The following is a 16341-nucleotide window of genomic DNA, read 5'->3' as shown; positions in this document are numbered from 1 at the left end:
CGGAAAGGCTCATGCGCAAGGTCGGTTAATCGTGAGAACCCCCAGCATGGGGATGACCGCAGCACGGTACAAGCAGTACGGCGGGAAGATATTCAGCGGCGTGCGTTCAGTCGCGGAAGCGTTTTAGCAGGTCGGCATAAGCATCGATGCGGCGATCGCGCAGAAACGGCCAGATTCGGCGCACATGTTCGCTGCGCGCCATATCGACATCGGTGATCAGCAACTGGCGCTTGTCGGTGCCGGCCTGGGCCAGGAACTCGCCTTGCGGTCCGGCGACGAAACTGTTGCCCCAGAACTGGATGCCCGCGCCGACGCCGGCGGTATCCGGCTCATAACCGGTGCGGTTACAGGCCAGCAAGGGCAGGCCATTGGCCACCGCATGGCCGCGCTGCACGGTAATCCATGCATCGCGCTGGCGATCCTTCTCGGCCTGATCGTCGTTGGGATCCCAGCCGATGGCGGTGGGATAGAGCAACAGTTCGGCGCCGGCCAGGGCCATCAGGCGAGCGGCCTCCGGATACCACTGATCCCAGCACACCAGCACGCCGAGGCGGCCAACGGCGGTGTCGATCGGCTCAAAGCCGAGATCGCCGGGGGTGAAATAAAATTTCTCGTAGAACGCCGGATCATCCGGGATATGCATCTTGCGATACTTGCCCGCGATGGCCGCGGAGCGATCGAAGACCACGGCGGTGTTGTGATACAGGCCGGCCGCGCGCTTTTCGAATAGCGAGGCGACGACCACCAGTTTGAGTTCCGCCGCCAGACTGCCGATGCGCTCGGTGCTGGGGCCGGGAATGCTTTCGGCAAGGTCGAATTCGTCTACCGACTCGCGCTGGCAGAAATACGGGCCGTTGTGCAGCTCTTGCAATAGCACCAGTTCGACACCGGCGGCGGCGGCCTCGCGCAGGCCGGCTTCGATGGCGTCTAGGTTGGCGTCACGGCTGCCGCGGTCGGTTTCCTGCAGCAGCGCGACCTTGAGTGTCTTGCGGGTCATGCCGAGATTTCCTGTCCGCCACTACGGCGAAAACCGTAGTGTAACGGACCCGGCTGTGTACGCCGCCTGGTGGCGTCCGTGCAGCGGCTTAGTGCGTGACGCCTTCTGGCAGCTGCATGGTGATGCAGTGCAGGCTGCCGTTCTGCCAGATCAGCGGGCGGCAGGGTACCTGCACGATCTCGCGGCCAGGATGGGCCTGGCCAATGATCCGTGCCGCTTCGTTGTCAGCCGCATCGCCATAGGCCGGCACCAGGACAGCCTGGTTGACGATCAGGTAATTGGCATACGACGCCGCGAGCCGGCGGCCTTGATCGACGATGGGCTGTGCCCAGGGCAGGGGATATAGCTGATAAGGCCGGCCATCGGCGCTGCGCAAGGCGGCCAGTTCGCCGGCCATGCGCTGCAATTCGTCATGATGCGGATCAGCACTGTCGTCGCAGGCCTGAAAGACGATGCGCTCGCCCGGCGCGAAGCGCGCAAGCGTATCGATGTGTGCGTCGGTGTCATCGCCTTCGAGGTAGCCATAATCGAGCCACAGCACCCGCGACGCAGGTAGGTTGTCGCGCAATACCGCGCTCATTTCTTCCCGCGATTGCTCGGGGTGACGCTGCACCAGGCAGCGCCAGGTGGTCAGCACCGTGCCCTTGCCGTCGCTTTCGATACCGCCGCCTTCCAGCGCCCAGTCCACCCGCTTGTGCGCGGCGTTGTTGAATACGCCGGCGTTGACCAGCCCGGTGATCAGGGCGTCGTCTTGTTCGGCGCCGAACTTGCCGCCCCAGCCGGTGAAGCGGAAATCGGTCAGCTGGAAGCTGGCGGCATCGGCTTTCAGGGTGATCGGGCCTGAATCGCGCAGCCAGGTGTCGTCATACGGCAGCTCGACGAAGCGGACCTTTGCAAGATCGACCTTGGCGGCGCGCAGCAGGGCCTGGGCATGAGCCCCCAGCGCGGTATCGGCAACCACAACGATGAGCGGTTGAAAGCGGGTCACAGCCGCGGCCAGGGCCACATAGGTGGTTTCCACCTCAGCCAGGCGTTCGGCCCAGTCGGTGTCGGCATGCGGCCACGCAATCAACACAGCCGCTTGCGGCTCCCATTCCGCCGGCAGGCGCAGGGTGGAATCAGTCATCGGTCTTAACTCACGCTTTGATAGGCACAAGGCCGTGGCGGAAGACCCGCCCGGCCGATGGAGGCGTGAATTGTACGACGTCAGGCCGCGATCAGTTGACGCTTGACGGCGAAGTGTTGTTGCCCGCGGGTGTGTTGAGCACCGAATGGATCACGTGGCTGCGCTCGAAATAAACGATGAAGTTCGAATAATCCCAGCGGTTGATCGTCGGATGCTTCTGGCTGTCGCCGCCGCGCGGTGACAACTTGCGCTGTGGCGCGCCGTACTTTTGCTCGACCTGCGCCATGCTCATGCCGCGCGAGGGCAGATTCATGCCGTTTTCTTGCTGTACACGGTGCACCAACAGGCTCTCGGCCTGTGTCGCCCGCGGCATGGACAAGCCGGTTGCCGCCAACAGCAGCATCATCGACACACCAAATTTGTACTTGTGCATAAGTCCCCTAAGCCCCCGAAGCTGCTCGCCACAACACATCGTATAACTTGCCGCATAACTAGCGATGCGGCGCCGTTGTAACAGAAGTATTTGGGCTTAGCCACGACGAGCTGCGGCGATTGCGATGGGGTCGGCATTCGGGATGGGCTTTCGCAGCCGGTATGATGTGCGGCTGCGGGCAGCAGGCTGCCCTCCTTAGAATCCGTCCGGATACGTTGCTCACATGATTGCTTTTCGACATTTCGCCTTGCGCCGTGGCAGCCGCCTGCTGCTTTCCGACATCGATCTGGTGATCCAGAGCGGTTGGCGACTGGGCGTGGTCGGCCGTAACGGCTGCGGCAAATCCAGTTTGTTCGCCGCCTTGCAGGGCAAGCTCGAATCCGATGCCGGCGACCTGGACATGCCCGCCAAGCTGCGGCTGGCCACGGTGGCCCAGGAAACCCCAGCCTTGCCCGATCCGGCCATCGATTATGTGATGGGCGGCGACGAAGAGCTGGCCATCGCCCTGCGCGATGAGAACGATGCCCAGGCCCGTGGCGATACCGAGGCCATGGCGCGGGCTCATCACCGCATCGAAGAACTGCACGGTTACGACGCGCGGGCCCGCGCCGGCCGGCTGCTGCATGGTTTGGGCTTTTCGCCGGATACGCATGAACGTGCGGTGCAGGAGTTCTCCGGCGGTTGGCGGGTACGTCTCAACCTGGCCCGGGCGCTGATGGCGCCATCCGAACTGCTGTTGCTGGATGAGCCGACCAACCATCTGGATCTCGATGCGGTGCTGTGGCTGGAGGAATGGCTGCGTCGCTACCAGGGCACCCTGCTGGTGATTTCGCACGATCGCGAATTTCTCGACGGGGTGATTTCACACACGCTGCATCTCAATGATGGGCGCGGCAAGCTCTATACCGGCAATTACAGCGCGTTCGAGCGCCTGCGCGCCGAGCAGTTGCGGCAACAGCAGATTGCGCATGAGCGGGAGCAGGCTGAGCGCGCGCATTTGCAGTCGTTTGTCGATCGCTTCAAAGCCAAGGCGAGCAAGGCCAAGCAGGCACAGTCGCGGGTCAAGCGGCTGGAGAAACTGGCCGGCACCGAAGCGGTGCGTGCCGAGCGCGCGTTCCGCTTTCAGTTTGCCGTGCCCGATCGCCTGCCTGATTCCATGCTGCAGCTGGAAGAGGTCGTGGCAGGTTATCCGGCCGCCAGTGAAGACCCTTACGATGACGCTGCGCCTGTCACTGCGCATGCGGCGAACGCCTCCGGGGATGCCTTGGTGATCCTGGACGATGTGCGGTTTCGGCTTGAGGCGGGTGAGCGTATTGGCCTGCTTGGCCCCAACGGCGCCGGTAAATCGACCTTGGTCAAGACCCTGGTCGGCGAATTGACCCCGCTAGGTGGCGAGCGCAAGGCGCACAAAGATCTAAAGATCGGCTACTTCGCCCAGCACACCGTCGAAAGCCTGCGTGAGGGCGCCAGTCCGTTCGATCACCTGCAAGACAAAGCCCCCGGTGCCAGTGCGCAATCGATGCGCGACTTTCTCGGCACCTGGAATTTTGCCGGCGATCGCGCCTTTGAATCGGTCGATGGTTTCTCTGGCGGCGAGCGGGCGCGGTTGGCACTGGCCCTGATCGCCTGGGACAAGCCGAACCTGCTGCTGCTCGATGAGCCGACCAACCATCTGGATCTGGACATGCGCGAGGCCTTGGCCGATGCCCTGGCCGAATTCGATGGCGCCCTGGTGCTGGTCTCGCATGATCGTCATTTGCTTGGCCTGGTCTGCGACAGCTTTGTGCGGGTTGCCGATAGCAAGGTCGAGAGTTTCGATGGCGATCTGGACGACTACGCGCGCTGGTTGCGTAGCCGTGGTTCGGCCAATAAGAAGGCCGACAAAAAAGCCAAGCTGGCGGCCGCGCAGGGCGAGGCGAAAGAGAGCAAGCCGGTGGTGCAGGTCGAGTCGCCGGAAGAGCGTCGCCGGCTCGCCGCAGCCCAGCGCGAGGGCGAAAAGGCCTCACGCCAGCGGGTAAAAAAGCTTGAAACGCGGATGAGCGCCATCGACGGCGAACTCGCCACGCTGGAAAAACAACTCGCCGATCCAAACACCTATAACGGCCCAACCGCCGAGATGCTGCGCCTGGGCAAGCGACAAACCGAACTTCGTGGCGAGAAAGAAACCCTGGAGGCGGAGTGGCTGGAGCTTTATGCCACCTTGTAGAACTGCGCTTTACGCAGCCGATCAACGGCGAGCTGGATTCGCGCACCTCGCTGCGCTTCTACCGTATTGAGCAGGCGCTGATACATGCATAAGCCATCGTCTCATCCGCTTGAACTGTGGCTACCGGATTTGCCGCGTTTCCAGCCTGGGCATCCGCTGCGTTCGTGGCTGCTGCGTGCCGACAGGCTTGAGCAGGGCGCTACGGGTTATCTCGCCGGCTTGGCAAGTCACTTCGTTGCACCCGAGGGGTTGCCTGCGGCGGCGTTGACCCGTGACTTGCTGGCGGGCGATGCCGCCGGCGCGACTTGGTTATGCGCCGACCCAGCCTGGGTCCAGCCTGATCTCAATGGCGTGCGCTTGCTTGCCTGCGGCCAGCTGGAACTCAGCATGGAGGAGGCTCAGGCCCTGGCTCAGCCATTGCTGCCTGTGTTCAGCGAGGCCGGCATGAGCTTGGCGGTCTCGTCGGCGGATCGCTGGCATCTGCGCTTGCCGCTGGAAACCGCGTTGCCTGTTTTCGCTTCGCCGGAACAAGCCTTGGGCGAGGATTTGTTTCAGCATTTGCCGCAAGGCGATGAGGGCCGCCGCTGGCGGGTATTGATCAATGAAGTGCAAGTGCTGCTGCATCAACATCCCGTCAATGCGGCGCGGCGCGAGCGTGGGCTGCCGCCGGTCAATCATCTCTGGCTATGGGGTGGTGGGCGTTTACCTGATCGTGTCAGCAGCGCGTTAAGCGGCGTGGTCGGCGACGACTTGTTACTAGGCGCACTGGCCCGGCAGGCCGGCTTGACCATGCGACCGCGTTCGTTGGCATCCGTGGCTGCGGCTGCGGCAGGCGAGCTGATCGACCTGCAAGACCTGCCTGCCGAAACCATTGCCGCGACCTGGTGGCCAAGCTTGCAGGCTTTGGCCCAGCGGCAGCCGTTGCTGCTTGCCTTTGCCAGTGGCGAACGCTGGCTGCACCGGCCTTGGCATCGCCTGCGCTTGTGGCGCAGAGCGTCATCGAACAGGAGCGCAGCATGAGCCGTCCCAGCTTGCGCCGACGCCAGGCCCAAGGCGTGCCGACCGGCTGGGGCGACACGGTGCATCCGGTGTTGCAGCAGATCTATGCTGCCCGCGGCGTGCTTACGCCGGAACAGGCCGAGCATCGCCTGACACGCCTGTTATCCCCGCAGCAATTGGGCGGCGTGCAGCGCGCAGTCAGCTTGCTGCTAGAGGCAATAAGCAATCACTGGTCGATTCTGATTGCCGGCGACTACGACTGCGATGGCGCCACCGGTACGGCCGTGGCGGTACGTGGCTTGCGCATGCTCGGTGCCAAGCACATCGACTACGCCATTCCGAATCGCTTCGTCCACGGTTATGGCTTGAGCACCGCCTTTGTCGAGTCGCTGCAGCCGCGGCCACAACTCATCATTACCGTCGATAACGGCGTCGCCAGCGTGGCTGGGGTCGCCGCGGCGCAGGCCCTGGGTATTCGGGTCATCGTCACCGATCATCATTTGCCCGGTGAGCAATTGCCTGCGGCCGATGCCATGGTCAATCCGAATGTGGTGAGCATCGACAAGTGCGTGCATGCAAGCCCGCTTTGTGATCGTTGTGCGCAAGACGCGCGCTTGAATCACGCCTTCCCGAGCAAGGCGCTGGCCGGGGTCGGAGTGATGTTCTATCTGTTGCTCGCTTTGCGTGCGCAGTTGCGCGAGCAAAACGCTTTCGCCCAGGGGGCCGAGCCGGATCTGTCTTCGTTGCTGGATCTGGTGGCGTTGGGGACGGTGGCCGACCTGGTGCCGCTGGATTTCAATAATCGCGTCCTGGTCGAAGCCGGCATGAAGCGTTTGCGCAGCGGTCGTGGCTGCGCCGGCATCGTCGCCCTGGTCGAAGCCAGCCAACGCAGCATGGCCACGTTGTGTCCGAGTGACCTGGGCTTTGCCGTCGGTCCGCGCTTGAATGCGGCAGGGCGCCTGGAAGATATGCGTCTGGGAGTGGAGTGCCTGCTGACCGACGATCGCGGCCAGGCTCGCCATTACGCCGAATTGCTTAGCTCGATCAATCAGGAGCGCCGCGACCTGCAAGCCTCGATGGTGGCTGAGGCCGAAGTGATGGTCGCTCGCGCGGCACATACCGACGCAGTCGGGGTCGCCTTATACGAGCCCAGTTGGCATGCCGGCGTGGTGGGTCTGGTCGCCTCGAAATTAAAGGAGCGGCTGCATCGTCCGGTGATCGCGTTCGCTCCGGCCAGCGAGGACAACACCGATGAGCTGCGCGGCTCTGGGCGATCGATCAGCGGCTTCCATCTGCGCGATGCCTTGGCGGTTATCGATGCGCGCCACCCCGGTTTGATCGAGCGTTTCGGCGGTCATGCGATGGCCGCTGGACTCAGCCTCAAAGCGGCGGACTATCCACAATTCGCCGCCGCCTTCGACAGCGTTGCGCGAGAGCTGATCGACGACGATCGCTTGCAGGCGGTGCTGCTTACCGATGGTGAATTACCGCCGGGCTCGGCCACCCTGGAGCTGGCCCGGCAGCTGCGTTATGCCGGGCCATGGGGGCAGGCGTTTCCCGAGCCGCTGTTCGACAATCAATTCGAATGCGCAAGCTGGAAGGTCATGGGCGAGCGTCACCTGCGCCTGAGCTTGCGCGACCCCCGCGATGGCAGCTTGCACGATGCGGTGATGTTCAACGCCTACGAAGGCCAGCCGCCGCCGGCCAGCTTGCGGGCAGCTTACGAGTTGGTCATTAACGATTGGCAGGGACGTGAAACCCCGCGCCTGCTGTTGCGGCATATCGAGCCAGTCTAGGAGAGCCTGGACAGGCGCTAAGGCATCACCATCAAGGCGCGTGGGTTGGCTTAACCGGCAGTGTCATCAAACCCGGGGCAGGTGTAGCAAAAATTTCGCTTGCACGGCTTGCCTGGTCGTGCTTTATTCGCCGCATGTCTAGTGCCCACGCCAAGGCTTCCCTTACCTACCGCATCGACGGTCTCCGTCCTGCGTTCGCGCGTAACAATAATAATCGCGGCAATAACAACCCCTGCTCAAACAGGTGGGCCGTCGCGTAGACACCAGATTCAACACACATACGCAACGAAGGCCCGCCACTGAGCGGGCCTTCGTCGTTTTGGAGTCATCGTTTTCACATCCGGGTTTGCCCAGCGTTTTTCAACTAACGACGAGGAATAAGGCCATGTGTTCGATATTCGGAATGTTCGATCTGCAACCGGGCGATGATCTAGCCGGCTTGCGTCAGCAAGCACTGGAGTTGTCGCAACGTCAGCGTCACCGTGGGCCGGACTGGAGCGGTGTCTTTGTCGATGCCGGGGTGATCCTGGTGCACGAGCGGTTGGCGATTGTCGATCCAGCCAGCGGTGCGCAACCGCTGCGCTCACGCGATGGCGCGCTGGCTCTGGCGGTCAATGGCGAGATCTACAATCACCGCGAGCTGCGCGCCATCAGCGATTACGACTTCACCACCGGCTCGGACTGCGAAGTGATCAATGCGCTATACCGTGAGCAAGGGGTGGATTTTCTGCACAAGCTCAATGGCATTTTTGCGTTTGCCTTGTGGGATGGCGAGGCGCAGCGCTATGTGATCGCACGTGATCCGATCGGGGTTTGCCCGCTGTACTGGGGACACGATGGGCAAGGGCGGTTATGCGTCGCCTCGGAAATGAAAGCCCTGGTCGGCATCTGTCATGACCTGGCGCCATTCCCGCCCGGCCATGTTTACGACAGCAGCGATGGCCAGCTGCGCCGTTATTACGACAAGCCGTGGCGTGACCAAGGGTCATGCGGTGTCTCCGGCTGACCTACGCAAAGCCTTCGAACAGGCTGTGCATCGCCAATTGATGACGGATGTGCCCTACGGTGTACTGCTTTCCGGTGGGCTCGATTCATCACTGGTAGCAGCCTGCGCTGCGCATTTTGCCCGCGAGCGCATCGAGGACGACGATCGCAGCGAGGCCTGGTGGCCGCGCCTGCATTCCTATGCCATCGGTTTGGATGGCTCGCCGGATCTCGCTGCCGCCCAGGTAGCTGCCGATGCGCTAGGTACCGTGCATCACGGTTTTGTCTATACCTTCTGGGAGGGGCTCGATGCCTTGCCTGAAGTGATTCGGCATATCGAAACCTATGACGTCACCACCATTCGCGCCGCGACGCCGATGTATTTGCTGGCCCGGCGGATCAAGGCAATGGGGGTGAAAATGGTCCTGTCGGGCGAGGGCTCCGACGAAATTTTCGGTGGTTATCTGTATTTCCATAAAGCGCCATCTGCTGAAGCCTTCCACGAAGAAACAGTGCGCAAACTCGATGCTTTGCATAGCTACGATTGCCTGCGTGCTAACAAGGCGATGATGGCCTGGGGGGTCGAGGCACGGGTGCCTTTTCTCGATCTGGAATTCATGGACGTGGCGATGGGCATGGATGCCGTGCACAAAATGGCCGGCAACGGGCGCATCGAAAAGGCCGTGTTGCGCGAGGCATTTGCCGGCGCCTTGCCCGATTCGATTCTGTGGCGGCAAAAGGAGCAATTCAGCGACGGCGTCGGCTACGGCTGGATCGACGGTTTGAAAGCCCACGCGGAGCAATCCATTGGCGATCGCGAATTCGCCGCCGCCGCGACGCGTTATCCCTTTAACACCCCCGCCACCAAAGAAGCTTATTTGTACCGGCGCATTTTCGAAAAATTCTTTCCCGGCGAAGCATGTGCAGCCACGGTGCCGGGCGGTAAGTCGATTGCCTGTTCGTCACCGGCCGCGCTTGCGTGGGATCCGGCTTTTGCGAATGCGGCCGACCCCTCAGGGCGTTCGGTTCGCGGCGTGCATCAACAAGCGCTGGCCTGATCGCCGCTGGGGCCCGTCGTCTTTGTGGTTGCAGGAGTGCGTCGTGTGGTTTGTCGCGACACGGGTGGTGCTCCTGCACCGCAGCTTGTTTGAGGCAGCTTGTTTGAATCGGGGTTAACCCGGTATCGCGCAGTGACTTCTGTCACTTGACGCTGGGGGGTGTGTAAAAAGAGAATGATCATTCACTTTTTACGTGGCAAGAGGTCGCACATGTACGTGCGCATACTTTCACGCTGGCTCATGCTGGCTGGTTTTGTGCTGAGTGCGGCCGTGCTCGGTGGCTGCAAACATCAGGCTGAGGCAGCGGCCGAACAAGCGGCTGCCGAGGTCACTGTTGTCACGCTGAAACCGCAGCCGGTCACGATTCGTCGGGAACTGCCAGGTCGTACCACGGCTTATCTGATTGCCGAAGTGCGGCCGCAGGTGAATGGCATCGTCAAACAGCGTTTGTTTACCGAGGGTGCCCTGGTGCAAGCCGGGCAGCCGCTGTATCAAATCGATGACGCCACTTATCGCGCCGAATACGGCAGCGCCAAGGCCAATCTGGCCAAGGCGCAGGCTGCGCTTGCCTCGACCAGCCTGAATGCCCAGCGCTCAGCCGAACTGGTCAAGACGCATGTGCTCAGCAAACAGGACAACGACAACGTCCATGCCACCTGGAAGCAGGCCGAGGCCGATGTCGCTGCCGCGCAGGCAGCCCTGCAAAGCAGTTCGGTCGTGCTGGGTTTCGCGCGCATCGTTGCACCGATCAGCGGCCGCATTGGCAAATCCAATGTGACCCAGGGCGCGCTGGTGACCGCGAATCAGGCCAATGCCCTGGCCACGGTGCAGCAGATCGACCCGCTGTATGTGGATATCACCCAATCCAGTAATGAAATGCTGCAACTGCGGCGGCAGCTGGCTGATGGCGCGCTCAAGACCACCGAGGACGCGCCGGTGAAAATCATGCTGGAGGATGGCAGCAGCTACGCCCATGAAGGCCGCTTGCAGTTTGCCGAGGTCACGGTGGACCCAAGCACCGGCAGTTTTTCGCTACGTGTCGTGGTGCCGAACCCGGACGGTTTGCTGCTGCCGGGCATGTATGTGCGCGCGGTGCTGGACAAGGGCGTCAACCCGAGCGGCTTGCTGGTGCCGCAGCAAGGCATCACCCGTGACCCCAAAGGCGATGCGGTTGCCATGGTAATCGGCAAAGACAACAAGGCCGAACAGCGCAAGGTTCACGTCAGTCACACGCTCGGCAATCAATGGCTGGTGCAAGACGGGCTCGCCCCCGGCGACCAGGTGATTGTGGAGGGGCTGCAGAAAATCCAGCCTGGTGTGCCGGTGCATGCCACTGAAGCCAGCGTCGCCACGGCGAGCACCGCGCCGCACGGCGCTTGAACTTTTCAATCGGTTGAAACGATATTTATGGCAAGGTTTTTTATTGATCGCCCGGTGCTCGCGTGGGTCGTTGCCATCATCATCATGCTGGCGGGTGCGCTTTCGATAGCGCGCCTGCCGGTGTCGCAGTACCCGGCTATCGCGCCACCTTCAGTCACGATCGACGCCAATTACCCCGGTGCATCGGCAAAGACAGTGGAAGACTCGGTGACGCAAATCATCGAGCAAAACATGAAGGGCCTGGATCACCTGCTCTACATGTCGGCGACCAGCGATTCGAATGGCCAGGTGGAGGTCATACTCACCTTCCAGAACGGTACCGATCCGGATATCGCTCAGGTGCAAGTGCAAAACAAGTTGCAGCTGGCCACGCCTTCGTTGCCGCAAATCGTGCAACAGCAAGGCATCAGCGTCAGCAAATCCAATCCCGGCTTTCTGATGGTGGTGGGTTTTGTCTCCGAGGACGGCAGCCTGCAGGGCGACGACATCTCCGATTTCGTCACCGCGCGGGTGGTCGACCCGATCAGTCGCGTCGATGGGGTAGGCAAGATCGAAGTGTTCGGCTCCAAATACGCCATGCGCATCTGGCTGGACCCGGACAAGCTCAATACCTATAAATTGGCCGCCGACGATGTGATTACCGCAGTGCGCGCGCGCAATCAGCAAGTCACTGTCGGCCAGCTTGGCGGTGCGCCGGCGTTGAAGGGGCAACGGATCAATGCATGCAGACGCCCGAGCAATTTCGCGACATTGTCATCCGCAGCAATAACGACGGTTCGGCGTTGACCCTGGGCGATGTGGCGCGCGTAGAACTAGGGCTGGAGGACTACAACTTCGTCAGCCGTTTCAACGGCAAGCCGGCCACCGGTATTGCCGTCTCGCTGGCTACCGGGGCGAACGCGCTGGCGACCGCGACGCGGGTGGAGGACACGCTCAAGCAGATTCAATCGTCATTTCCGCCTGGGGTGAAATGGGTGGTGGCGTTCGATACCACGCCATTCGTGAAAGTGTCGATCAAGGGTGTCGTCAAAACCTTGCTGGAGGCGATCGCGCTGGTGTTTCTGGTGATGTATCTGTTCTTGCAGAACTTCCGCGCCACCTTGATTCCCACCATCGCGGTGCCGGTGGTATTGCTGGGCACATTGGGCTTGCTGGCCGCCTTGGGTTACTCGATCAATATGCTGACCATGTTCGCCATGGTGCTGGCGATTGGCTTGTTGGTCGATGACGCCATCGTGGTGGTCGAGAACGTCGAGCGCATCATGAGCGAAGAGGGGCTGTCGCCACTCGCGGCCACGCACCAATCGATGGGCCAGATCACCAGTGCCCTGGTCGGTATCGCCATGGTGCTGTCGGCGGTGTTCGTGCCGATGGCTTTTCTGGATGGTTCTACCGGCGTGATTTATCGCCAGTTCTCGGTAACCATCGTGGCCTCGATGGCCTTGTCCGTGTTGGTGGCGATTGTGCTCACCCCGGCCTTGTGCGCAACCATGCTCAAGCCCATCGCCAAGGGTCAGCATGCGGCCACCAGCGGATTCTTCGGTTGGTTCAATCGCCAGTTCGACCAAGGCAACCAACGCTATCAACAAATGGTGCGCGGCATGCTGGTGCGGCGCGGGCGTAGCGTCTTGCTGTTCGCCTGCCTGGTGGCGGCGATGCTGGTGATTTTCCTGAGGCTGCCGACCTCTTTCTTGCCACAGGAAGATCAAGGCCAGTTGTTTGCCATGGTCTCGGCACCGGTGGGTGCAACGCAGGAGCGCACCGATCAAGTGGTGCGCACCGTCGAGCAGCATTTCTTGAAGGACGAGAAAGACAGCGTCGAATCGTTGTTTACAGTGCAGGGTTTCAGCTTCGCCGGTGTCGGCCAAAATACCGCCATGGCTTTTATCCAGCTCAAAGACTGGAAAGTGCGCCATGCCGACGAGCTGGGTGTGCAGGCGGTAGCCAACCGTGCGACCGAGGCTTTTGCACATATCAAGGATGCCCTGGTATTCGCGTTTGCGCCGCCGGCCGTGCAGGATCTGGGCACCTCCAATGGTTTTGCCTTCTATCTCAAGGACAACGCCGGGCTAGGGCATGAGGCGTTGACCCAGGCGCGCAATCAACTGCTCGAGGGCGCGGGTAAAAGCAAACTGTTGGCCAATGTGCGGCCGAATGGGCAAGAGGACGTGCCGCAGTTCCGTATCGACATCGATTACAAGAAAGCGGCGGCCCAGGGGCTGCCGGTGGCTTCGATCAGCCGCACACTGACGACCGCCTGGGGCAGCGAATACGTCGACGATTTCATGGATCGCGGCCGGGTCAAGCGAGTTTTTGTGCAAGCGGATGCGCCGTTCCGCATGTTGCCGGAGGATTTTGCGCGCTGGTCGGTGCGCAATGACAAGGGCGATATGGTGCCGTTTACCGCCTTTGCCGGCACCCGCTGGGATTACGGTTCGCCTCGGCTGGAACGCTATAACGGCGTGCCGGCGATGGAGATTAACGGCGAGGCCGGCGCAGGAGTCAGTTCGGGTGACGCCATGGCCGAGATCGAGCGGCTGGTGGCCGGTTTGCCCAACGGCATTGGCATGGAGTGGACCGGCCAGTCGTATCAGGAGCGTGCGGCCGGCGCACAGACGCCATTGCTTTATACCTTGTCGTTGCTGGTGGTGTTTCTGTGCCTGGCGGCGTTGTACGAGAGCTGGTCGATTCCCACGGCGGTGCTGATGGTGGTGCCGCTGGGTATTTTAGGTACGGTGCTGGCGGCCTGGTTTCGCGGGCTGGATCGCGATGTGTACTTTCAAGTCGCCATGCTCACCACGATTGGCCTGTCCAGCAAGAACGCGATCCTGATCGTCGAGTTCGCCAAGGAAAACGTCGAAAAAGGCATGGAGCTGGTGGCCGCTACCTTGCATGCGGTGCGCATGCGTCTGCGGCCGATCCTGATGACCTCGTTGGCCTTCGGCCTGGGCGTGGTGCCACTGGCTATTTCAACCGGTGCGGGCTCCGGCGCGCAGCGTGCGATCGGTACCGGCGTGCTTGGCGGCATGTTGGTGGGTACCTTCCTCGGCATCTTCTTTACCCCGCTGTTCTTTGTGTTGGTGCGGCGCTGGTTTGCCCGCAAACCGACGTCCGGCAACGATGCGTTAGCCCAAGTCATGGCGGCAGGATCGGCCGGTGATTAACGCTGCCTGGAGTATCTTCGCGGTGAGTGGATTTGCATGGAGGGCACAGCATGAATGAGTCACTGCGTAGGACACCCAAGGCGATTGCGCGCTCGCAAGCTCAGCGGGCGCGCATTCTGGATGCCGCCGAAAAATGCTTTACCGCCGAAGGCATTCATGCCGCGAGCATGGCCACTGTCGCCAACACCGCGGACATGAGCGTCGGTTTGATTTATCGGTACTTCGAAAGCAAAAGCGACATCGTGCAGGCGTTAATCGAGCAAGAGGTCGAGGACACCCGCGTGGCCTTTCAGGAGATCGGCAGCTCGGGCGAGTTGCTGGATGACATCCTTGACGCTATTGAGCCTTGGCGCCGGGCCAGCGCCAAGGGCGATGCCGTCAATGTGGCGCTATCGCATGAAATCATCGCCGAGGCTTCGCGGGTGCCGGCGATTGCCGAGGCCATGCGCCGGGCCGACCAGGCTTATCGAGAGATCATCAGCGCGTGGATTCGCGACAAGGCGCGCGACCAAGGTGTCGAGCTTTCGCCGGCGCAGGTCAGGCAACGGGCCTTGCTGTTGCATCTGATGATCGATGGCTTGTTTGCCCGCGCCATCCTGGAGCCCGAGTTGAAGCGCGCGACCTTGAAGAATGCATTGCGCACGCTGATGCAGGATGTCTTCGCGACTTAAGTTCTGTGTTGAAGCTTTGCTAAAGGGGCGGGGAAGATCCTGCTTGGCAGGGCTTCGCCTGTCAGTCCTTCGGTCCAGCCCCGTCGCCATGCTCGGCTGCGCCGGCTCCGGCGGGCCCCGGTTGCCAGGCGGGGATTCCGCTCCCGGCCCAGCCATCAGCTTGCGCCCGGCAGCGAGTCGAAACGCCCGGTAAGACATGGGCATGGCCATGTTTCAGGGCTATGTTGAGCCTTTCGGGGTCTTCCGTTGGAGCCGCAGGACCGTTGCCGCTTCATGCTGCCTGGCGGGGTGGCATGCGTCATCGGACACGCTTTGCTAACATTCCCGCTCTTTGGCAGCGTCATCTGGCGCAGCCGCTTCAAGGCCAGCAAACAACTCATGATCGAAACCAATCCGATCCTCGCGCAGATCGCGGACCTCAGGGGCCGTGTCGAGTCGCTTAGGGGGTATCTTTGACTACGCCACCAAACGTGAGCGCCTGGAAGAAGTAAGCCGCGAACTGGAAAGTCCCAACGTGTGGGACGATCCGCCGCGGGCGCAGGAGCTGGGCCGCGAACGCGCCCGCCTGGACACTATCGTCAACGGCATCGATACCCTCACCGGGGGGCTGACGGACGCCGCCGACCTGATCGAAATGGCCGCCGCCGATAACGACGAAGACACCGCCAATGCGGTGATCGCCGATTTGGCCAAGCTCGAGACGCAGGTTGGCAAGCTGGAATTCCAGCGCATGTTCTCTGGCCAGATGGATGCCAATAACGCCTTCGTCGACATCCAGGCCGGCGCCGGCGGTACCGAGGCGCAGGATTGGGCCGAAATGCTGCTGCGCATGTATCTGCGCTGGTGCGAATCGCGCGGCTGGAAAACCGAGCTGCTGGAAGTCAGCGGCGGTGATGTCGCCGGCATCAAATCGGCCACCTTCTCGGTGCAGGGCGATTACGCCTACGGCTGGCTGAAAACCGAGATCGGCGTGCATCGCCTGGTGCGCAAAAGCCCGTTCGATTCCGATAATCGGCGCCACACCAGCTTCACCTCGGTGTTCGTGTCGCCGGAAGTCGATGACGATATCGATATCGACATCAACCCGGCCGACCTGCGTACCGACGTGTATCGCTCCTCCGGCGCCGGTGGTCAGCACGTCAATAAAACCGAGTCGGCGGTGCGTATTACGCATATCCCGACCAATACCGTCGTGGCCTGCCAGACCGAGCGCAGCCAGCACGCCAACCGCGACCGCGCGATGAAGATGCTGGCCGCCAAGTTGTATGAGCTGGAAGTGCAAAAGCGCAATGCCGAGAAGGATGCGCTGGAAGCGACCAAGTCCGATATTGGCTGGGGCAGTCAGATCCGCAACTACGTGCTCGACCAGAGCCGCATCAAAGATCTGCGCACCGGTATCGAACGTACCGATACGCAAAAGGTGCTGGATGGCGATCTCGACGAATTTGTCGAGGCCAGTTTGAAATCCGGCCTTGAGGCCGGCGCCAAACGTCTGGACGCCTGACGCCCTGGCGCGTGATGCATTAA

The 16341-nt window shown here is 61.7% G+C and carries 9 protein-coding genes and 2 pseudogenes; 8 read left to right on the top strand and 3 right to left on the bottom strand.

The features are described from left to right. Window positions 1–106: 106 nt before the first annotated feature. The 3 genes from OUZ52_RS04745 to OUZ52_RS04735 form a co-directional block, all read right to left on the bottom strand. On the bottom strand, window positions 107–997 hold the full coding sequence (locus OUZ52_RS04745; RefSeq protein WP_266157178.1) for a carbon-nitrogen hydrolase: 891 nt from the start codon (window positions 995–997) through the stop codon (window positions 107–109). 88 nt (window positions 998–1085) lie between these two features. Continuing rightward, window positions 1086–2123 (bottom strand): agmatine deiminase family protein, encoded by a 1038-nt coding sequence (locus OUZ52_RS04740; RefSeq protein ID WP_266157177.1) that lies wholly within the window; start codon window positions 2121–2123, stop codon window positions 1086–1088. 91 nt (window positions 2124–2214) lie between these two features. Next, window positions 2215–2556, bottom strand: coding sequence for a hypothetical protein (locus OUZ52_RS04735; protein ID WP_266157176.1), 342 nt, complete (start codon window positions 2554–2556; stop codon window positions 2215–2217). A gap of 223 nt (window positions 2557–2779) precedes the next feature. Here OUZ52_RS04735 and abc-f point away from each other — a divergent pair, with 223 nt between their 5' ends. From abc-f to prfB, 8 genes and pseudogenes are all read left to right on the top strand, one after another. Then, entirely contained in the window at window positions 2780–4762 is a 1983-nt protein-coding gene (abc-f, locus tag OUZ52_RS04730) for a ribosomal protection-like ABC-F family protein (RefSeq protein ID WP_266157175.1), read from the top strand. Between the two features lie 84 nt (window positions 4763–4846). Then, window positions 4847–5782: a phosphoglycerate mutase gene (locus OUZ52_RS04725; RefSeq protein WP_266157174.1), complete on the top strand. Its 936-nt coding sequence runs from the start codon at window positions 4847–4849 to the stop codon at window positions 5780–5782. Continuing rightward, on the top strand, window positions 5779–7557 hold the full coding sequence (locus tag OUZ52_RS04720; RefSeq protein ID WP_266157173.1) for a DHH family phosphoesterase: 1779 nt from the start codon (window positions 5779–5781) through the stop codon (window positions 7555–7557). The genes OUZ52_RS04725 and OUZ52_RS04720 overlap by 4 nt, the downstream gene beginning before the upstream one ends. 385 nt (window positions 7558–7942) lie before the next feature. Beyond that, a pseudogene (gene asnB / locus OUZ52_RS04715) lies at window positions 7943–9599 on the top strand (asparagine synthase B). A 210-nt stretch (window positions 9600–9809) separates the two neighbouring features. After that, on the top strand, window positions 9810–10979 hold the full coding sequence (locus tag OUZ52_RS04710; RefSeq protein WP_266157172.1) for an efflux RND transporter periplasmic adaptor subunit: 1170 nt from the start codon (window positions 9810–9812) through the stop codon (window positions 10977–10979). Window positions 10980–11006: 27 nt separating this feature from the next. Then, a pseudogene (locus tag OUZ52_RS04705) lies at window positions 11007–14143 on the top strand (efflux RND transporter permease subunit). Between the two features lie 50 nt (window positions 14144–14193). Then, window positions 14194–14814: a TetR/AcrR family transcriptional regulator gene (locus OUZ52_RS04700; protein ID WP_266157171.1), complete on the top strand. Its 621-nt coding sequence runs from the start codon at window positions 14194–14196 to the stop codon at window positions 14812–14814. A 378-nt stretch (window positions 14815–15192) separates the two neighbouring features. Further along, a protein-coding gene (gene prfB / locus OUZ52_RS04695) for a peptide chain release factor 2 (protein WP_266157170.1) occupies window positions 15193–16318 on the top strand; the annotation gives its coding sequence in 2 pieces (ribosomal slippage) (window positions 15193–15267 and window positions 15269–16318; 1125 coding nt in all). The last annotated feature ends 23 nt before the right edge of the window (window positions 16319–16341 follow it).

It is taken from the genome of Dyella silvatica (assembly GCF_026283955.1).
GTDB classification, from domain to species: domain Bacteria; phylum Pseudomonadota; class Gammaproteobacteria; order Xanthomonadales; family Rhodanobacteraceae; genus Dyella_C; species Dyella_C silvatica.
Note: the sequence above shows the minus strand (reverse complement) of the source record. Positions and strands in the feature narration are given on the sequence as shown.